The 20034-nt window shown below is 46.0% G+C and carries 18 protein-coding genes and 1 pseudogene; 13 read left to right on the forward strand and 6 right to left on the reverse strand.

Annotated features, from left to right (window positions below):
* Nucleotides 1-9: 9 nt before the first annotated feature.
* The 3 genes from HZF10_RS16570 to HZF10_RS16580 are packed head-to-tail and all read left to right on the forward strand — an operon-like array spanning nt 10 to nt 3667.
* On the forward strand, nt 10-1668 hold the full coding sequence (locus HZF10_RS16570; RefSeq protein ID WP_176007355.1) for a peptide MFS transporter: 1659 nt from the start codon (nt 10-12) through the stop codon (nt 1666-1668).
* Nucleotides 1668-3152: a peptide MFS transporter gene (locus tag HZF10_RS16575; RefSeq protein ID WP_176007356.1), complete on the forward strand. Its 1485-nt coding sequence runs from the start codon at nt 1668-1670 to the stop codon at nt 3150-3152. The genes HZF10_RS16570 and HZF10_RS16575 overlap by 1 nt, the downstream gene beginning before the upstream one ends.
* Before the next feature lie 50 nt (nt 3153-3202).
* The gene (locus HZF10_RS16580) at nt 3203-3667 is read left to right on the forward strand and encodes a thioredoxin family protein (RefSeq protein WP_176007357.1); all 465 of its coding nucleotides are present in this window, start codon (nt 3203-3205) and stop codon (nt 3665-3667) included.
* Here HZF10_RS16580 and HZF10_RS16585 read toward each other — a convergent pair.
* Both HZF10_RS16585 and HZF10_RS18200 read right to left on the reverse strand, forming a co-directional pair.
* Nucleotides 3664-5163 (reverse strand): ComEC/Rec2 family competence protein, encoded by a 1500-nt coding sequence (locus tag HZF10_RS16585; RefSeq protein WP_246282646.1) that lies wholly within the window; start codon nt 5161-5163, stop codon nt 3664-3666. The genes HZF10_RS16580 and HZF10_RS16585 overlap by 4 nt on opposite strands.
* 12 nt (nt 5164-5175) lie before the next feature.
* Nucleotides 5176-5637, reverse strand: a pseudogene (locus tag HZF10_RS18200) (ComEC/Rec2 family competence protein); the annotation flags it as partial.
* Here HZF10_RS18200 and HZF10_RS18115 point away from each other — a divergent pair.
* Nucleotides 5561-5740, forward strand: coding sequence for a hypothetical protein (locus HZF10_RS18115; RefSeq protein ID WP_257008572.1), 180 nt, complete (start codon nt 5561-5563; stop codon nt 5738-5740). The pseudogene HZF10_RS18200 and the gene HZF10_RS18115 overlap by 77 nt on opposite strands.
* A gap of 158 nt (nt 5741-5898) precedes the next feature.
* Here the strand turns inward: HZF10_RS18115 and HZF10_RS16590 are convergent, their stop codons facing one another.
* The 4 genes from HZF10_RS16590 to surE all read right to left on the reverse strand — a co-directional run bounded on the left by HZF10_RS16590 (nt 5899) and on the right by surE (nt 9064).
* Complete coding sequence (locus HZF10_RS16590) at nt 5899-6648, reverse strand: C40 family peptidase (RefSeq protein WP_176007359.1); 750 nt, start codon at nt 6646-6648, stop codon at nt 5899-5901.
* 247 nt (nt 6649-6895) lie between these two features.
* On the reverse strand, nt 6896-8023 hold the full coding sequence (gene lpxB / locus HZF10_RS16595) for a lipid-A-disaccharide synthase (RefSeq protein WP_176007360.1): 1128 nt from the start codon (nt 8021-8023) through the stop codon (nt 6896-6898).
* Nucleotides 8020-8301, reverse strand: a complete 282-nt coding sequence (locus HZF10_RS16600) for a hypothetical protein (protein WP_176007361.1) — start codon at nt 8299-8301, stop codon at nt 8020-8022. Before HZF10_RS16600 ends, lpxB begins: the two co-directional genes overlap by 4 nt.
* Nucleotides 8294-9064, reverse strand: a complete 771-nt coding sequence (surE, locus tag HZF10_RS16605) for a 5'/3'-nucleotidase SurE (RefSeq protein WP_176007362.1) — start codon at nt 9062-9064, stop codon at nt 8294-8296. The genes HZF10_RS16600 and surE overlap by 8 nt, the downstream gene beginning before the upstream one ends.
* A gap of 226 nt (nt 9065-9290) precedes the next feature.
* Here surE and HZF10_RS16610 point away from each other — a divergent pair, with 226 nt between their 5' ends.
* The 9 genes from HZF10_RS16610 (at nt 9291) to argH (ending at nt 20029) form a co-directional block, all read left to right on the forward strand.
* The gene (locus HZF10_RS16610) at nt 9291-11528 is read left to right on the forward strand and encodes a carboxy terminal-processing peptidase (RefSeq protein ID WP_176007363.1); all 2238 of its coding nucleotides are present in this window, start codon (nt 9291-9293) and stop codon (nt 11526-11528) included.
* 426 nt (nt 11529-11954) lie between these two features.
* Complete coding sequence (locus HZF10_RS16615; protein WP_176007364.1) at nt 11955-12605, forward strand: GNAT family N-acetyltransferase; 651 nt, start codon at nt 11955-11957, stop codon at nt 12603-12605.
* A gap of 5 nt (nt 12606-12610) precedes the next feature.
* The gene (locus tag HZF10_RS16620; RefSeq protein ID WP_176007454.1) at nt 12611-13801 is read left to right on the forward strand and encodes an argininosuccinate synthase; all 1191 of its coding nucleotides are present in this window, start codon (nt 12611-12613) and stop codon (nt 13799-13801) included.
* Nucleotides 13794-14771, forward strand: coding sequence for an N-acetyl-gamma-glutamyl-phosphate reductase (gene argC, locus HZF10_RS16625; RefSeq protein ID WP_176007365.1), 978 nt, complete (start codon nt 13794-13796; stop codon nt 14769-14771). The genes HZF10_RS16620 and argC overlap by 8 nt, the downstream gene beginning before the upstream one ends.
* Nucleotides 14772-14773: 2 nt before the next feature.
* Nucleotides 14774-15931, forward strand: coding sequence for an aspartate aminotransferase family protein (locus HZF10_RS16630; RefSeq protein WP_176007366.1), 1158 nt, complete (start codon nt 14774-14776; stop codon nt 15929-15931).
* The gene (locus HZF10_RS16635; protein ID WP_176007367.1) at nt 15928-16875 is read left to right on the forward strand and encodes an N-acetylornithine carbamoyltransferase; all 948 of its coding nucleotides are present in this window, start codon (nt 15928-15930) and stop codon (nt 16873-16875) included. The genes HZF10_RS16630 and HZF10_RS16635 overlap by 4 nt, the downstream gene beginning before the upstream one ends.
* A complete protein-coding gene (argB, locus tag HZF10_RS16640; RefSeq protein WP_176007368.1) occupies nt 16872-17648 on the forward strand; it encodes an acetylglutamate kinase in 777 nt (258 codons plus the stop codon). The genes HZF10_RS16635 and argB overlap by 4 nt, the downstream gene beginning before the upstream one ends.
* A 9-nt stretch (nt 17649-17657) precedes the next feature.
* Nucleotides 17658-18743: a M20 family metallo-hydrolase gene (locus HZF10_RS16645; RefSeq protein WP_176007369.1), complete on the forward strand. Its 1086-nt coding sequence runs from the start codon at nt 17658-17660 to the stop codon at nt 18741-18743.
* 5 nt (nt 18744-18748) lie between these two features.
* The gene (argH, locus tag HZF10_RS16650) at nt 18749-20029 is read left to right on the forward strand and encodes an argininosuccinate lyase (RefSeq protein WP_176007370.1); all 1281 of its coding nucleotides are present in this window, start codon (nt 18749-18751) and stop codon (nt 20027-20029) included.
* Nucleotides 20030-20034: the final 5 nt, after the last annotated feature.

A 20034-nucleotide genomic window follows, 5' to 3' on the forward strand; every position in this document is an offset into this window, starting at 1 on the left:
TCATAGCCTATGTGGAATAAACATCCAAAAGCGCTCCCATATCTGTTCCTTTCGGAAATGTGGGAGCGTTTCGGTTATTATCTGATGATCGGAATTTTCACGCTTTATCTCAAAGACGTGGAAAAAGGTTTCGCGATGACCGAAAAAGAAGCAGCCGATTTATACGGCACATTTATCGCGTTGGTATTCCTGACGCCTTTCATCGGTGGTTTGATCGCCGACAGATACCTCGGTTACAGGAAGTCGATCATTCTCGGCGGAATCCTCATGGGCGTCGGTTATTTTATGATGGGCATCCATTCGCTTCCGATCCTGTACACGGCCATGACGCTCGTGATTCTCGGAAATGGATTCTTCAAACCCAATATTTCGACCTTGCTCGGGAATTTCTACAACAACGACGAGTACAAAGCCAAGAAAGACGAAGGCTACAACATTTTCTACATGGGAATAAACGTCGGGGCTTTCATCTGTAATTTCTTCGGAGCCGCGCTGTACAATCTTTTCGGATGGCAACAGGCGTTCATGGCGGCCGGAGTCGGAATGTTCATCGGCGTGATCACGTTCATGGTCGGAATCAAGCATTACGGCACACACGACCAGAAAAAAGGCGTACAGGAAGGAGACATGCCGTTCTCGAAAATCGTGATGTTCATTCTATTGCCGTCTATCGTTTTCGGGATTATCGGATGGCTTCTCAAAGGAACGGCGTCGGACGCGAACCCGGACAGTTACATTTTCGGATCGGATAGCACCGATGCGTTCATTTTCGCGTGTATTCCCGTAATCCTGTTTTATTCGTCGCTTTATTTTAAGGCGCGTCCCGAAGACAAACGCCCGATTGGCGCATTGCTCACGATTTTTGCCGTGGTCATTTTGTTTTGGGGCGTTTTCAAACTCAACGGTTCGGCGCTCAACACTTGGGGCGACCGCTATACGAACCGTCATATTACGGGCACGACAGAAAGCGTTTTCCACAACCTGAAACTATCCGATAAACTTGCTTACAAGAAAGATTCCGTCGGTGTGTACGACGAGCAGTTCCGATTGCAGAAAGTAGACGGAAAGGTCGTCAAGGAAGTGAACTATCCGGTGTATTTCCGCAATGTACCAAAAGACAAACTTCCGAAAGAAAACGAGGAAATCTCGCTTTGGTCGCCCAATCTGAGCCAGTCGATCAACCCGTTTTGGGTAATCGTGCTCACGCCATTGGTCATCGCGTTCTTCTCGTTTTTGAGAGTGCGCCAGAAAGAGCCGACGACTCCTACTAAAATTGCGTTCGGCTTGTTGATTTCGGCCTTGTCTGTTTTGGTCATGGTCGCCGCGGTAAAAGCCGGAAGCAACGGAACCGAAAAAGTTAGCGTTTGGTGGCTTGTCGCAAATTACGGCGTGATTACCATCGGTGAACTTTTCCTGAGCCCGATGGGATTATCCGTCGTGTCGAAGCTCAGCCCGGCAAAAATCACCTCGCTTATGATGGGCGGCTGGTTTTTGGCGACGTCGATCGGAAACAAATTAAGCGGCGTTTTGGCGAGCATGTGGGATTCGTACGAAGACAAGACGAATTTCTTCTGGGTGAATTTCTGCCTGCTTTTGGCGGCAACCGCACTCATGTTCGTCGTTTTGAAAAACCTCAATAAAGTAATGGCCGAAAAAGGCATCAGATAATGGAAGCGACACCAACTTTAGAACAAATCCAGGATTTTAAAGGCAAATATCCAAAACAGCTTTGGTATTTGTTTATGGTCGAAATGTGGGAGCGTTTCTGCTTCTACGGTATGCGTGGCGTGCTCACCTATTTTATGGTCGACCAGCTTTTTCTCAAGGAAGATGCGGCCAATTTGCAATACGGCGCGATTCAGGCGTTCGTGTATGCGTTCACGTTCATTGGTGGGATTTTCGCCGATAAGATTCTCGGTTTCAGTAAATCGTTGTATTTCGGAGCGGCCGTAATGGTATTGGGCAACTTGCTGATCGCTTTTTCACCTCAGGGCTTTTTCTACTATGGAATCGCTTTTTCGATCATAGGAACGGGTTTTTTCAAACCCAACGTTTCGTCTATGGTCGGCGAATTGTACCATGAAAACGATGCGCGTCGCGACGCGGGCTACGGTCTTTTTTACGCAGGGATAAACGTCGGCGGGTTACTCGGAGGCGCCTTGTGCATCTACCTCGGGAAATATTATTCCTGGACTTGGTGTTTTCTTGCGGCCGCCATTGTGATGTTGATCGGACTCGTTACGTTTGCGCTCACTAAAAAATATCTCGGCCCGATCGGTCAGTCGCCTTTGAGAGATTTGACGCGAAATGCGAGGAGAGTTCGTGAATTAGCGGTTTATTTCCTGTCGATTTTGAGCATTCCGCTTATTTTCATCATGGTCCGAAATACCGATTACACCGATTATTTCATGTATTCGATGGCCGTGATTGCCATGCTGTATTTTCTTTATGAGCTTTATGCGCTTAAGGATTCGGGCATGCAGAAGAAACTCGTCGCTGCCTTTGTATTCATTTTCTTTTACTTCGTGTTCAATGCTATTTTTGAGCAAAGTGGAGGTTCTTTGTCGCTTTTCGCAAAAGACAACCTGAGCTACGATTTGCTTGGGTTTTATATGGATCCGAATGTGATCAACAACAGTTCCAATTCGTTTTTCGTAATCGTGTTCAGTCCGTTAGTCGGATTGCTTTGGCTGTGGATGGCACGCAAGAGAATGGAACCGAACACGATCATAAAATTCGGCATCGGATTCATTTTGTTGAGCGCGTCATTCTATTTGTTCTATTACACTAGGTTTTTCGCGAACGCAAAAGGTATAGCTTCGTTGAACGTCTTTACTTTTGCGTATTTGGTCACGACTTTAGGTGAACTTTGTCTCGGGCCTATCGGTATGTCGGCCATTACCAAACTGGCTCCGAAACGCCTTTTCGGTATGATGATGGGCTTGTGGTTTCTCGCGAGTGCGTTCGGTCAGTTTGCGGCCGGGAAACTTGGGGCCGAGATTTCAAGATCGAATACAGGAACGTCATTGTACTCAAAACTGATTTCGTATACAGAAGGTTATTACCAACTGGCGATTTATGCTTTAATTGCCGGGATCGTGCTTATCATGCTTATGCCATTGGTCAAAAAATTAATGCAAGGCGTCAAATAAAATACTACCTTTCGGCACCGTTTTTGTCGACGGATTTTAAAATTCAACCTATGAAAAAATTACTTATAGCCTTATTCCTGATCGCCGGATCGTTCGCGGTCCAAGCACAGGAATTGGAATGGCAGACCGACATTCAAAAAGCGGTCAAGCTTTCAGAGAAATCGAAGAAACCGTTGTTGATGTTCTTCACCGGTAGCGACTGGTGCGGATGGTGCATCCGTTTGCAAAAAGAGGTTTTGAAAACCCCTGAATTCGCAACTTGGGCCAAAGAGAACGTTATTCTTGTAGAACTCGATTTCCCACGTCGTACGCCTCAAACCGATGAGATCAAAAAGCAGAATTTCGAATTGCAGCAATTTTTCGGTATTCAAGGCTATCCGACCGTTTGGTTCGCGACCGCTACGAAAGACAAAACCGGGAAAATCAGTTTTACCCAACTCGGAAAAACGGGTTATGTGGCAGGAGGCCCGACAGTATGGCTAGACGGAGCCAATAAGATTATCAAGAAGTCTTAAGGCCCGTTCCTTAAAATAAACGATCCCTTTTCGGCTGTGGCATGGAAAGGGATTTTGTTTTTTAGGCACTCTTTTTTCCACATGTCGCATATGGAAGTAAAGTTCGATCCGTCGGCCACTACAATTTTGGGGCGAAGTTCGGCAATCGTCCTATCCGGATTTATTTTTGGGGATGAGGAAAGAATCAGTATATCAGCATGTATATTGGTCGGATAAACATTTCTTCCGTCTAAAACCAATATTTTTTTGCCGGAAAACGTAAATGTGTTCCTGAACGGTTTCTCGGATGTCTTGCTGAAATTTTTGGTAGCGTATGCTTTTGTGATGAAATCTTTTGACTCGTCATTTGTGCAAGATGTGTAGGCGTCGATATTTCTTCCCGACCTTTCGCAAATGATGGTCTCTCCTCTTGTATGGAACAGCACCCATTCAGATTCACGAGCCGATTTGAGCAATGGTAATGAAATACTGCATTGCAAAAGGAATATCGCAATCAGCAATCCTATCGTTTGGGAATATTTGACAGTTTTGGCCCATGATGCCGCCATGAATATCAATAAATAAGAGGTCAGCAATATGGTTATCGTAAAACCTATATTTTGAAAGACCAATCGTTCATGATTACCCACATAGGCAATGAGAGTATCGAGAAGCCAAATGCTTTCGGATGTGATCAATCCTAGCCAATCCGGAACGACAAAAAAACATGCGACCGTCAATGTTATAAGTCCGATAGCCATAATAACGGCCAACAATGGGATTACGATCAAATTCGTCACGAAAAACAGACTCGGAAATTGATGGAAATAATAAAAACTCAAGGGCAAAGTGCCGATTTGTGCCGCCAGCGATACAGAGAGAATACTGCCAAAGTACCGTAAGATTTTATTTTGGGAAGGCATCCATCGGTCAAAAATCGGTTTGAGCCAAACGATGAAAAACAATGCGGCATAACTCAATTGAAATCCTACATCGAATAGAAATCCGGGTTTGAATATCAGGATGATAAGCACAGACGCGCAAAGCGTATTCAAAATATTGGTGTTTCGACCTAAATACAAACCCACGGAAACGAACGAGAACATCGTCACCGACCGTACTACCGAAGCCGACAGTCCCGCAATTACCGCAAACGACCAAAGCCCAATGACGACTATCACGAGTTTTACTATCCTGAACTTTTGCGAACCTGGTAGAAATCGCAACGCGAAATCAAGTAAAAGCATCAAGAAGCCGATATGCAATCCGGAAACCGATAGGATATGCACGGCTCCCGCAAACTGGTAATCTTTAACGGTCTCGGAGTCGATATCCTGTTGTTGGCCGAGCATTAGTGCGCCAAAAACGGCAAGTTCTTTCTTTGGAAATCCACTTTTGGCAATATTAGAAAGGATGTGGGCGCGAATCGCATCCGCAAAATATCCCAAACCCTTTTCCATTCCTGCTTTCCTGACCTGATTTGCATAAATGACCGCGTAAATGTTCTTGTTCTTCAAGTACGCCGAATAATCGAATTGTCCGGGATTTTTAGGAGGCCGTAATGCAGAAGCCGTCGATATTGTCTTTATCCGCTGGCCTATCCGCAATCGAGACCATTTTTTACTTTTCGTGACATGCATTAAAATTTTACCGCACGTCGATTTGTAATTGACTTTTTCGACTTCGCACACAAACTTTTCGCTCGACTTCGAAGGTTTGAGGCGCTCGCGTATCACAAGTTCGAAAAATTGAGGTTTTCCGTCCGATGCGATTTGTCGCAGATAATGATTTTGCGATCGCGTTTCATCACTCGCGGAAAGGCAAAGTGCACCCAACGACGCAAACACGGCACTTGTCAAAAAAACGTATGACAACGATGGAAGCCGTTTTTTACGAAATAAAAAATGAAAGAATATGAAGGTAATCAAAGCGATGGCCACACAGGAAAGCAACACGCCTAAAGGAAACTCCACATATTTCTGCACACACATCCCAAAAAGGAACAGCAGCGTAAGTCGTACGATAGGGAATTTCAAAATCTGCATGGCGTATAAAAAAAGAAAGGCAATACATTGTTTTCGTTTGATCGACTAAAATTTCCCGAAACCCGTATTGCCTTTGTAGTGGGCTGTCCGGTAAAATTAATGCGCCCTGTCGAAACCCAATTACAGAAAATCTGTAATAATTGTTAAAATTGGCAAGGCATAAAAAAACCGGGTAAAAACCCGGCTCGTATATTTTTTTGTATCGGCTTACAACATCCTGTTGGCCTGCACGAAATTCTTTTGGTAATAAGGTTCTTTCGTAGACGAAATGATGACACCTTTTTGAGTCGAGGAATGCACGAACTTAATCTCGTCATCATTTACTTCGACGACCATTCCCACGTGGTTGATCACGCGCTTGCCATTCGTATGGAAGAACACCAAATCGCCTTTCTTGATATCTTGTTTTTCGACTTTTTGTCCCACTTTAGACATTTCGCTCGAGCTTCTTGGCAATTTCACGTCGAACAAACGATAAACTGCCGTAACCATTCCAGAGCAATCCATACCGGCGGTTGTGGTTCCTCCACCAAGATAACGCGTCCCGATAAATGAGACCGCATTGTTGATCATTTGCACGGCCATGTAATTTTCTTCGGGCATCGGCAAAAGGTCAGTGTCTTCTTTTTCGTTGATCAGCGCTCGTTTATTCTTTGATTTTGGAGCCGTTTGCTTTGCAGGTTTGGTGCTTGCGATTACAGGAGCCTTTGCGGGTTGTGAAGTTGCGGCAGGCGCTTTGGTCGAAGTTTGGGCCGTCGTTTTGGATTTGTCGCTGTCTTTACCTGTAAGTGCAGTCACAGCCGACTTTACATCTTGTGAAACAGCTTCTTCGGCAGGTTTTTTGTAAACGCCTTTTTTGACGGCTTCTTTTTTGGAGGTTATCACCTGAGCATTGCTTTGGGCAGCAAAGAGTAGGAAAACAGGCAATAAAAGGAATAATGCTTTTTTTACGAACATATTTTATTTTTTATTTTTCAGATGGCGGGCAAACCACCTTTAGATTTATTAATAAAATTCTGTGCAGAATTTTCTGGGGCTTAACCAGTAACGAAAAGCGTAAGGCTTATATTGTTTGGTCGGTGGCGAATATAGCAAGAAAATCGTGAAATTGTGTAAAATCGAAATATTAAATTGTTCACAATTTCTTACGAAAGCGCGTTTAAAAATCGGCAAGAAACTGATTTTCAATCAAGAATCTCTTTGTTTATAAGGCTTGAAAAGCTTTGAGGTTATCAACAATCAGTTTAGCTGTTTTGACACTCGCGCCATCGCCTCCGAGCTTCGCTTCGAGCGCATCGTATTGATCCAAAACGATTTTTCGCTTTTCGGGATCGAGTAGTTTGCGCAGCTCCGACACCAGATTTTTAGTGTTTAGTTCGCCCTGGATCAATTCCTTTACGACCTCCTTATCCATAATCAGGTTCACGAGCGAAATGAATTTTAGCGTGATCACGCGTTTGGCGATTTGATACGAAATCCAGTTGCCGCGGTAGCAAACCACTTCGGGTACTTTGAACAAGGCCGTTTCAAGTGTCGCCGTTCCAGAAGTCACCAGAGCCGCAGTTGAGATACTCAACAAGTCGTACGTGCGGTTTTGCACAAAGTGGATGTTTTTCGATTTGGCGAACTGGCGATAAAATTCAGGCTCCTGTCCCGGCGCGCCTGCAATCACGAACTGATAGTCGGGAAATTGCGGCACGACCGACAGCATCACGTCGAGCATTTTCGATATTTCCTGCTTACGGCTTCCGGGAAGCAACGCGATGACCGGTTTGTCGTCCATATCGAATTCCTTTCTGAAAGAAGCCTCGTCCAATTGAGGTCGGCGATGGATCGCATCGATAAGCGGATGTCCGACGAAATCCACGGGAAAGTTGTGCTTGTTTTCGTAAAAATCCTTTTCGAACGGAAGAATCACGAACATCTTGTCTACATCGCGTTTGATGTCGCGTATGCGGTTTTCCTTCCAAGCCCAGATTTGCGGAGAAATGTAATAGTACGTTTTATATCCGAGCGGTTTGGCCCATTTGGCGATGCGCATGTTGAATCCGGGATAGTCGATGAAAATCAACGCGTCGGGCTTGAAATTTTCGATGTCTTGCTTGCAATATTTGATGTTGCCCAAAATCGTCTTCAGATTCATCGCGACTTCCACAAATCCCATAAACGCCAGATCGCGGTAATGCTTGACCAAAGTGCCTCCGACGGCTTTCATCAAATCGCCTCCCCAAAACCTGATTTCGGCATCCGGATCTTCGACAAACAACGCTTTCATGAGATTCGAACCGTGCAGATCGCCCGAAGCTTCTCCCGCAATGATGTAATACTTCATATATAATAAAGGATTATCGTGGCCAATGTGATCACGAACATAGACAAAAGTACGCCTTTTGCGATAACGTCTTTTTTGAATTTGAGCAAGCCGAAGAAAATCGCAAGATTCACGATCGCACCAAGCGACAGGATTTTCGAAATCTGTCCCGATTCGCGTATGATGAAAAGTCCGTCCGCCACCGTATAAGGCGTAAAGAGCGTGATAAAGATGAAACTTCCCGCCAAAGCGCCCGTCAATCCGAGGAAAATGCCCAAAACCAAATCGGTCCTATCCATCGAGTTTCCACGAATTGAGTTGTTGCATCGCATGGTATGCGGTCAAGTCGAATTGCACCGGAACAACCGAAACGTATCCGTTTTTCAACGCCCATTCGTCTGTGTCTTCGCCTTTGTCGAGGTTGACGAATTTGCCCGTAAGCCAGTAATAATCGCGTCCGTGTGGCGATTTGCGTTTGTCGAATTCCTCTACCCACATGGCGTTGGCCTGTCTGCAAACCTTTACGCCTTTATACGATTTTTCGCGAGGGAAATTCACGTTGAGGATCACTCCGTCGGGCAAACCGTTTTCGAGAACTTGCTCGGCAATCCGTTTCACGTAAGGTTTTACGACTTCGAAATCGGCATTCCAATCGAAATCCGCAAGTGAAAATCCTATTGAAGGGATGCCTTCGATTCCAGCCTCGATCGCCGCACTCATCGTTCCCGAATAAATCACGTTGATCGACGAATTCGAACCGTGGTTGATGCCCGAAACACATAAATCGGGTTTGTGTTTGATGACTTCGCTGACGGCAAATTTGACACAGTCGACCGGCGTTCCGGAACAACTGTACTCATCGAAACCCGCATCGGGCTTTGAAATTTTATTCAAAGACAACGTGTTGTGGATCGTGATCGCGTGGCCCATCGCACTTTGCGGGCTGTCCGGGGCGACCACGACAATGTCTCCGATTTCTTTCATCACGTCAATAAGCGCGCGGATTCCGGGAGCGGTGATGCCGTCGTCGTTGGTGATTAAAATAAGGGGCTTTTTTTTCATTTGTCTGATTTCCAATGATTGAAATTTGGTTCCGATGCTTGAGGATGGAATTTGGAATTTTCACATGGTAACAAAAACATCGAATCTGCTACTAATTGCGTGAAAGCGAAGGTAAAAATACGTAATTTCAACTGTGAATCGAATTGGTCACGTTTAACAAAAAATTATGCGGATGCTACTGTTTACGGCATAATTTTTCCATAACTTGGCCGTTTTAAGAACCCAAATGAATGCTATTGTGCGATTTATGAAAAGGAACTATAAAGTAATGTTGGTCGTCGCTGTTTTGGCGGCTGCATTGTGGAGTTTTATGCCCAAAAAAGACTCCGGAGACCCAGAAAAGGACAAAGCCCTGCTTGAACTCCTGACTTTTGTCATCGAGCGTGGCCATTACGATCCGGCCAATATGGACGACAATTTCTCGAAAGGGATCTATAAGGATTACATTACGGCACTCGATCCGTCGAAGCGTTTTTTCCTGCAATCGGATATAGACGAATTCGCGAAATACGAAACCCAGCTCGACGACCAGATCAAGAACCGCGACCTTACGTTCTTCGATTTGACCTATAATCGTCTGATGCAACGTATCAAAGAAAGCAAAGCTTATTACAAGGATATTCTCGACAAGCCTTTCGATTATACGTCGGAAGAGTCTTTCAATACCGACAACGAAAAACTTCCATACGCCAAAACCACGGCCGAACTCAAGGAAAAATGGCGCAAACAGGTAAAACTGTCCACGCTTTCTTCGTTGGCCGACAAACTCGATTTGCAGGAAGGCAAGACCACATCCGAAAAACCTTCGGCTACTTTAGACGAAGACAGCCAGGAAGCGGCTCAGCAAGTTCTCGAACAAAAGAAAAAAGAAGAAGTCAAAATCGAGAAGAAGCCGTACGAGGTTCTTGAAAAAGAAACGCGCGAATCGGCTTTGAAATCGCTTAACGAATATTTCAGTTTTATCGACGACCTGAACCGCGAAGATTGGTTTTCGGTATACATCAACTCGATCGCCTCGCGTTTCGATCCTCACACTTCGTATTTCCCGCCAGATGAAAAAGAGCGCTTCGACGTAAGCATGAGCGGTAAACTCGAAGGGATCGGGGCACGTCTTCAAAAGAAAAACGACTATACCGAAATTACCGAATTGATTTCGGGCGGGCCGGCCTGGAGAGACAAACAGCTTGAACCGGGCGACATCATCCTCAAAGTGGCCCAAGGCGACAAAGAAGCGGTAGATGTAGTCGGGATGCGTCTCGACGATGTCGTGAAGAAAATCAAAGGTCCGAAAGGAACCGAAGTGCGTCTTTCGATCAAGAAAACCGACGGGACTATGAAAGTGATTTCGTTAATCCGCGATGAAGTGGAAATCGAAGAAACATACGCCAAGTCTACGATCATCGAGAAAAACGGCGTCAAGTACGGCATGATTTACCTGCCGAAATTCTATATCGACTTCGACAACGCCAATGCACGTGACGCCGGAAAAGACATCGCTCTCGAAGTGGAACGCCTTAAAAAGGAAAACGTACAAGGAATCATCCTCGACGTGCGCGACAACGGTGGCGGTTCGCTTAAGACCGTAGTCGACATCGCCGGATTGTTCATCGATGAAGGCCCGATCGTCCAAGTGAAATCGGCCGGAAAGAAAAAAGAAGTGTTGTACGACAAAGATCCGAAAGTAGAATACGACGGTCCGCTTGTGATCATGGTAAACAGTTTCTCGGCTTCGGCTTCAGAAATTTTGGCCGCCGCGATCCAGGATTACAAACGCGGTGTGATCATCGGAAGCAAACAGACGTACGGAAAAGGAACGGTTCAAAATGTATTTGACCTGAACCAATTCGTGCGCAACAGCGAGTTCGGAGATTTGGGCGCGTTGAAAACCACCACCCAAAAATTCTATCGCATCAACGGCGGATCGACGCAACTTGAAGGCGTAGCTTCAGACGTGGCCATGCCAGACCGTTATTCGTACGTGAAAATGGGTGAGCGCGACATCGACAATGCCATGCCTTGGGATAAGATCGACCCGGCCCAATACAAGACTTGGGACAAGCAACCGAACTTTAACCAAGCGATCGCCAACAGCCGCAAACGCATGGAAGCCAACGAACAGTTCCGACTTATCGACGAGAACGCGAAATGGATCAACGATCGCAGTGAAGAGACCGTTTACAGCCTCAAACTCGATAAATTCCGTGCAGAACAAGATGCTTTGGAACAAAAAGCCAAGAAATACAAAGTGTTGTCGACGTATCACAACGATTTGAAATTCGAATCGCTTCCGTACGAAAAAGACCAGATTGCGAAAGATGACGTGCTCAAAGAAAAACGCGTCAGATGGCATGAAAGTCTCGGAAAAGACATTTATGTAGATGAAGCAGTCAAAATTTTGGACGATTTGCAGCCAAAATCCAAAGGTGCGCTCTCGCTCAAAAAAGAGAAGACGATCAAATCGTAACCCGATTTTAGAAATATCGCAAAATGAAGCCTCGATTTTTTCGGGGCTTTATTTTTTTTAACAAGCGAAAACGGTTTCGACGAATTATGATTTTTTTTACACGAAAAAGGCCGTTTCATTTTTCAAAAAAAATAAATTTGCGACCATGAATACAAGATCACACAACCATATCGCGATCACTTCACCGCGACGAAGACCGGGAACCGCCAAGCTGGCTTGAGTTCCGATTTTTCGATTTGTGTAATCTTTTTGTATTTGCCTTGAAAATTTCCATCCCCTTTTTCGCCCCGACCCTTTTTGGCGCATTCGCCATATCAAGGGCATTTTCTACCCGACGACCGTAAGGTCGCGACTTTCTATTGAACCGATTCGTCCGGTTCTTGCCTCAAATAGTTTTACGAAAAATCAACAACCAAATCCAATACGATGGGAATTTCCATCTTTATTGCGGGTGAAACGCATTTCCGTTTTGCCCAGGAAATCTGCGATACCATGTACCAATCGGCTTTGCAACGCGGTACGGGAATCGCCAAGCGTACGCCCGAATACATACGTGACAAAATGGCTAATGCCGATGCCGTAATCGCACTCGACGGCGACCGTTTTGCCGGATTCTGTTATATCGAAAGCTGGCAGCACGGCAAATTCGTCGCCAACAGCGGCTTGATCGTACATCCCGATTTCCGTCATCTCGGCCTTGCCAAACAAATCAAATCGCGTGTCTTCGAATATTCTCAGGAGAAATATCCGGGTGCAAAAATATTCGGGATCACGACGGGTCTGGCCGTGATGAAAATCAATTCCGAACTCGGTTACAAACCCGTTCCGTTCTCTGAATTGACAGACGATCCGAGTTTCTGGAAAGGCTGTTCGGGCTGCACCAATTTCGACATTTTACAACGCAAAGATTACAAAATGTGCCTTTGCACGGGAATGTTATACGATCCGGCAACCGACAAAAACAAAGAGAAATACACGTTCAATCAAAAAGTGCTTTCACGTCTCAAAAGTATCAAACAAGCGCTTTTCCTCAAAAAAGAGAAACCAAAGGAAAAGCATAAAAAAGAAACAGCATGACTACTATAAAAAAAGTCGTTCTCGCTTACAGTGGCGGACTCGACACTTCCTTTTGCCTAAAATACCTGCAACAGCAAGGTTACGAAGTCCACACGATTCTCGTGAATACGGGCGGATTTTCCAACGACGAACTTTCGGCCATCGAAAAACGCGCGTGCGAACTCGGTTCCAAAGCCCACGTGAACGCTGATATCGTCGACAAATACTACGAAAAAGCGATAAAGTTCCTCGTTTTCGGAAACGTCTTAAAGAACAATACATATCCGTTATCGGTTTCGGCCGAACGCGTTTTCCAGGCGATAGAAGCGATCCAATACGCCAAAACCATCGGTGCATCTGCAATCGCTCACGGCAGCACGGGCGCTGGAAATGACCAAATTCGTTTCGACCTTATTTTCCGAACCATCGCTCCCGAAATCGAAATCATCACGCCAATCCGCGATCTCAAGTTGAGCCGTCAGGCAGAAGTCGAATGGCTGCAAAAAGAAGGCGTCGAATATTCGTGGGAAAAAGCGCAGTATTCGATCAACAAAGGCATTTGGGGAACTTCGGTAGGCGGAAAAGAAACGTTGACCTCGAACTTGCCATTGCCCGAAGAAGCTTTTCCATCGCAAATCAAAGAGACTGAACCGACAAAAGTCACGCTTCACTTCGAAAAAGGCGAACTTGTAGGAATCGACGACCAATTCTCAAAACCGACCGACAACATCGTCAAACTCGAAGAAAGCGCTTCGGCCTATGGCATCGGACGCGACATCCACGTAGGCGACACGATTATCGGCATCAAAGGAAGAGTCGGATTTGAAGCCGCGGCGCCGCTTGTCATCATCAAAGCGCACCATCTTTTAGAGAAACACGTGCTCACCAAATGGCAGCAATACTGGAAAGAACAGCTCGGAAACTGGTACGGCATGTTGTTTCACGAAGGCCAATATCTCGATCCAGTGATGCGCAACATCGAAACTTTTCTCGCCGACACGCAATTGAACGTGACCGGAAAAGTTGCCGTGACCTTGCGTCCGTATCATTTTTCGCTCGACGGAATCGAGTCGCAACACGATCTCATGAACACCCAATTCGGTCAATACGGCGAAATGAACAACGCCTGGACTGCCGAAGACGCCAAAGGTTTCATCAAGATTTTGGGCAATTCGCAGGCGATTTATTCACAGGTAAATTCAGAGCAATATGTTTAGCGTCGGCATCATCGGGGCGTCGGGTTACACCGGTAGCGAATTGTTGCGTTTGCTCGTAAACCATCCGAACGTCAAGGTCGATTTTGCGTATTCTAAGACATTTTTCGGACAGGCGATTTCGTCCGTTCATCAAGATTTGATCGGTGAAGATTTACCGGATTTTACTAATAATGTAAATCCCGAAGTCGACGTGGTTTTTCTTTGCCTCGGACACGGTAAATCGAAGGAATTCCTGAGTTCGAAAGCATTTTCCAATAAAACGAAAATCATCGATCTGGGCAACGATTTCCGCTTGACGGACGATTCCGATTTCAACGGAAAAACGTTCGTCTACGGTTTGCCCGAATTGAATCGGATGAAAATCAAAGAAGCGAATTTCATTGCAAACCCAGGTTGTTTTGCGACTGCGATCCAACTCTCGCTTTTGCCTTTGGCGAAAAACGGATGGCTCAAATCGGACGTTCATGTGAATGCGACTACTGGAAGTACTGGTGCCGGCGTGAGTTTGTCCGAAACGTCGCATCATCCGTACAGAAACGGGAATATGTCACATTACAAGGCGTTTTCGCACCAGCATTTGGGCGAAATCAATCAAAGCTTGAGGCAAATCGATTCGGAGAAATCGGGTGAAATCCTGTTCATTCCGAACCGAGGTGATTTTACGCGTGGCATTTTTGCGACACTTTATACAAAGCTCGATGTCGCTTTCGCAGACATTTTGTCGGCTTACGAAAACTTCTATAAAGACGAGCCTTTCGTCAACGTCACGACCGAAAACATCAGCCTGAAACCCGTTTTGCAAACGAACAATTGCTTGATTTCTGTCGAACAGAAAGGCGACTACGTTTTGCTTACGTCGGTGATTGACAACCTTGTAAAAGGCGCGTCGGGACAGGCGATCCAGAACATGAATTTGATGTTGAACCTCGAAGAAACGGCCGGACTTCGTTTAAAATCGGCGGCATTTTGACCATGAAAAATCTATTTGACGTTTATCCGTTATACGACATTACGCCCGTGAAAGCCTTTGGTAGTAAGGTTTTCGACGAATCGGGCAGGGAATATCTCGACTTTTACGGCGGCCACGGCGTGATCTCGATCGGGCATTCGCATCCGAATTACGTGAAAGCGGTTTCCGATCAGGTTTCCAAAATCGGATTCTATTCCAACTCGATCCAAAACCCGATCCAGACCGGGTTGGCCGAGAAATTATGCGCGTTTTCAGGGTATCCCGATTACTCGCTTTTCCTGTGCAATTCCGGAGCCGAAGCCAACGAGAATGCTTTGAAACTCGCTTCTTTCCACACGAAGAAATCCAAGGTGATCGCATTCAAAAAAGCATTCCACGGAAGAACTTCGGCGGCAGTCGCTTCTACCGATAATCCTTCGATTGTCGCGCCAATCAACGCTCACAAGGTCATCTTTCTCGAATTGAACGACCAAAAATCGGTTTTGGATGAATTGCAGAAAGGCGACGTGGCCTGCGTAATCATCGAAGGCATCCAAGGCGTCGGCGGACTCGACGAAGCCACGACCGAATTTTTCCAATTCCTGTCATCGGAAACCAAAAAATATGGAGTCGTTTTGATCCTCGACGAAATCCAGAGCGGTTACGGCCGAAGCGGGAAATTCTTCGCGCACCAACATCACGACATAAAACCCGACATCATTTCGGTCGCAAAAGGAATGGGCAACGGTTTCCCGATCGGTGGGATTCTGATTTCACCCGAATTCAAAGCGTCTCACGGATTGTTAGGGACGACATTCGGAGGAAACCATTTGGCGTGTGCCGCCGCTTTGTCGGTTTTGGAAGTCATCGAATCGGAAAACCTGATTCAAAATGTGAACGAAGTCAGTGATTATTTCAAGCAACAAGCGTCCGAAATTCCACAGATTAAAAACGTGAAAGGACGCGGTTTGATGCTAGGATTGGAATTCGATTTCGAAATCGCCAATTTGAGAAAATCTCTTATTTACGACTTCGGAATTTTTACCGGAAATGCGAGTCAAAAGAACTTGTTGCGTATTCTGCCGCCGCTTTCGATAACCAAAGCCGAAGTTGACTTCTTCTTCGTCGGACTCAAAAAAGCGATCGGGAAAATTGTTGAACCTCAAATTTCCGTGCCATGAAACATTTCACTTCCGTAGATGACATTCAGGATTTGAACGCTTTGTTGGACATAGCCCAAAATCACAAGCAAAATCCATTCGCGAATGAAGATTTGGGCAGGCGGAAAACGATTGGTTTGCTGTTTTTCAACCCGAGTTTAAGGACGCGTTTGAGTACACAAAAAGCTGCGTCGAACCTCGGGATGCAAGCGATGGTGATGAATCTGAACACCGAAGGCTGGCTTCTCGAATTCGAGGACGGCGTCGTCATGAACGGCAATAAAGCCGAACACATACGCGAAGCCGCACAAGTCGTTTCCCAATATTGCGACATCTTGGCCGTGAGAAGTTTCCCGACGCTCGCCGACAAGCAAAAAGACGTATCAGAGCACGTGATTTCGGCTTTCAAAAAGTTCGCGTCCGTGCCAATTGTCAGTCTCGAAGGTTCGAGCGAGCATCCGTTGCAAGCGGTTGCCGATGCGCTGACGATCCGGGAATTCAAAACGAAAAATCGACCAAAAGTCGTACTGACGTGGGCGCCTCACCCAAAAGCGTTGCCGCACGCGGTTCCCAATTCGTTCGCAAAAATCATGAAGTTGAGTGACGTCGATTTCATCATCACAAATCCTGATGGCTACGACCTCGACCCGAAAATTACAAATGGCGTGACAATAGAACGCGACCAAAACAAAGCCTTCGAAAATGCCGATTTTATCTATGCCAAAAACTGGAGTTCGTTCGAAAATTACGGACAGATTCTGTCGCAGGATTTGTCGTGGACGATAACTTCCGAGAAATTGAAACTGACGAATTCGGCCAAATTCATGCACTGTTTGCCGGTTCGTCGAAACATGATCGTGTCCGATGAAGTGCTCGACAGCGAGTCGTCTATCGTGATTCCGCAAGCGAATAACCGAACTTTTGCCGCTCAAGCGGTTTTGTCCGAAATACTCAAAAACCAATGAAGCCAAAATTGACAATTGTAAAAATCGGTGGAAACGTCATCGATAACCCAGAATTGCTCGATTCGGTTTTGGCCGATTTTGCCAAGCTTGAAAACGCTAAAATTCTGGTCCACGGAGGCGGAAAATTGGCAACGCGTTTGGGCGAAAAACTAGGAATCGAAGCCAAATTCCACAAAGGCCGGCGCATCACGGATCAAGCGATGCTCGAAATCGCCGTAATGAGTTACGCGGGCGGGACGAACAAGTCGATCGTTGCGAAATTGCAGGCTTTGGGCGTGAATGCGATTGGACTTACGGGTGCGGATGGGAATTTGATCTTATCTGAAAAACGTGCCGTGAAAACGGTTGATTTTGGATTTGTGGGTGATGTGAGAAAAGTCGATTCCGAAGCATTGAGGAATCTGATCCAATGCGGTTTTGTCCCGGTTTTTGCCGCAATCACGCACGACGGAAAAGGCAAATTGCTCAACACGAATGCCGACACAATCGCGTCCGAAATTGCCATTGCGTGTTCTGATTTTTTTGACACCGAATTGCTGTATTGCTTCGAAAAACCGGGCGTTTTGGCAAATTCCGAGGATGGAGATTCCGTGATTTCGCTTCTCGATGCCGAACTTTACCAAAGATTAAAAGCCGAAAATAAGGTGCATTCGGGTATGTTGCCCAAGCTGGACAATTGTTTCCGCGCGCTTGAAAATGGTGTTTCCGTCGTAAAGGTCGGAAGCGAAAAATTGTTGTCCGACCAAAATTCGGGAACAAAAATCCAACCGTAAAACCCATGTATGTCTGACCAAAAAATACAGAAACTCACCATTGAAGCCATCGATTTACTCAAAGATTTGATCGGTCTGCCGTCGTTTTCGTCCGAAGAAGACAAAACAGCGGCGCGCATCGAAAACTGGTTTCGTTTGCAGCACATTCCGTTCGAGCGCGAGAACCACAACATTTGGGCGTTCAACAAACATTTCGACGGTTCAAAACCGACGCTGCTTTTGAATTCGCACCACGACACGGTTGAGCCGAACCAAGGTTACACACTCGATCCGTTCGAACCAATCGAAAAAGACGGCAAACTTTTCGGGCTTGGCAGTAATGATGCCGGAGGTTGTCTCGTTTCACTGTTGGCAACGTTCGCGTATTTTTTCGACAAACCTGATTTACCCTATAATCTGACGGTTGTTGCTTCCGCGGAAGAAGAAAGCAGCGGCGAAAACGGACTCAATTCGGTGTTGAGACATTTGCCTGAAATTGAAGTGGCGATTGTTGGTGAACCTACCGAAATGCAACTTGCGATTGCCGAAAAAGGACTGCTCGTTTTGGACGTTACGGTAAAAGGAACGCCGGGTCACGCGGCGCATCCGAACGACGACAATTCAATCTACAATGCTTTGGAAGTCATCGAATGGTTCAAAAATTACCGATTCGAAAAGATTTCGGACGTTCTCGGCCCGGTGAAAATGACGGTCACGCAAATCAATGCGGGCTCGCAACACAACGTCGTTCCGGCCGAAACGCGTTTGGTCGTCGATATCCGCGTCAATGAAAAATACTCGAATGCTCAAATTCTGGAAACGGTTCGCGCGAATATAAAAGCCGAAGTCAGACCGCGGTCGATGCATCTGAACCCGTCGAGTATTCCCGAAAACCACGAACTCGTGCAATCCGGGATTTCGTTGGGAAGAACGACTTACGGTTCACCGACGTTGAGCGACCAATCGGTTTTGAGTTGCCAATCGTTGAAACTAGGACCGGGAAGGTCGCCGCGATCGCATTCGGCCGACGAATTCATTTACGTGGACGAAATCTGTGAAGGAATCGACTTATACATCAAAATAATCGACGGTTTTTTTAATCGTCTCAAAAAGTAACGACTATGAAATTGTGGGAAAAAGGAATCGGGACAGATGAAAAGATTAGCGCGTTTACGGTAGGAAATGATCGTGAACTAGATTTACATCTGGCGAAATACGACGCAATCGGTTCGATGGCACACGCAAAAATGCTCGCAAAAATCGGGTTGGTTTCTCAAAAGGAAGCGGATGATTTGGTAAAAGCACTCGAAGAAATTTTGTCCGACATCGAAAACGGAAACTTTGCGATAGAAGCCTATTTTGAAGACGTACATTCCAAAATCGAATTCCTGCTGATTGAAAAATTGGGTGAAACCGGCAAGAAAATCCACACGGCGCGTTCGCGTAACGATCAGGTTTTGACCGACGTGCATTTGTACCTGAAAGCCGAGATTTCCGAAATTAAAAAACTTGTAAAATCACTTTTCGATTTGCTTTTGGATAGGAGCGAGGCCACGAAGAACATCTTGCTTCCGGGTTATACGCATTTGCAAATCGCGATGCCGAGTTCGTTCGGGATGTGGTTTGCCGCGTATGCCGAGACTTTGGTGGACGACATGACTTTGCTGAACGCCGCGTTTAAAGTCGTCGACCAGAATCCGTTGGGTTCGGCCGCAGGTTATGGCAGTTCGTTTGCGATCGAGCGCACGTTCACCACGAACGAATTGGGTTTTGCCGATTTGAAATACAATCCGATCGCAGCCCAAATGAGTCGTGGGAAGTCCGAGAAAATGACGGCTTTCGCGCTTTCGTCCGTAGCGGCCACATTGTCTAAACTGTCGATGGACGTTTGCCTGTATCTGAGCCAGAACTTCAATTTTGTGAGTTTGCCGACAAGCCTTACGACGGGTTCGAGCATCATGCCGCACAAGAAAAATCCCGATGTTTTCGAGTTGATCCGAGGTAAATCAAACAAAATACAAGCGCTTCCGTACGAAATCACGTTGCTCACGAACAATTTGCCAAGCGGTTATCACAGGGATTTCCAATTGCTTAAAGAAGGAATTTTCCCGGCGATCGAAACACTGAAGTCGTGTTTGGAAATGACGGTTTTCGGAATCGAAAATTTGGTAGTGAATCAAGATATTCTGTCCGACAAAAAATACGATTATCTGTTTACTGTTGATGCTTTGAACGAATTGGTTTCAAGCGGAATTCCTTTCCGGACGGCGTATCGGCAAGTCGCATCAGACATTGAAAACGGAAAGTTCGTGTCGCCAAAAGCTACGAAACACACACATGAAGGCAGCATCAACAATTTGTGTTTGGATAAGATCGCGGCTAAGATGGAATCCGGAATCTGAGAATC

Origin of the sequence: Flavobacterium agri (assembly GCF_013401995.1) — a bacterium.
Taxonomy (GTDB): Bacteria; Bacteroidota; Bacteroidia; order Flavobacteriales; family Flavobacteriaceae; genus Flavobacterium; species Flavobacterium agri.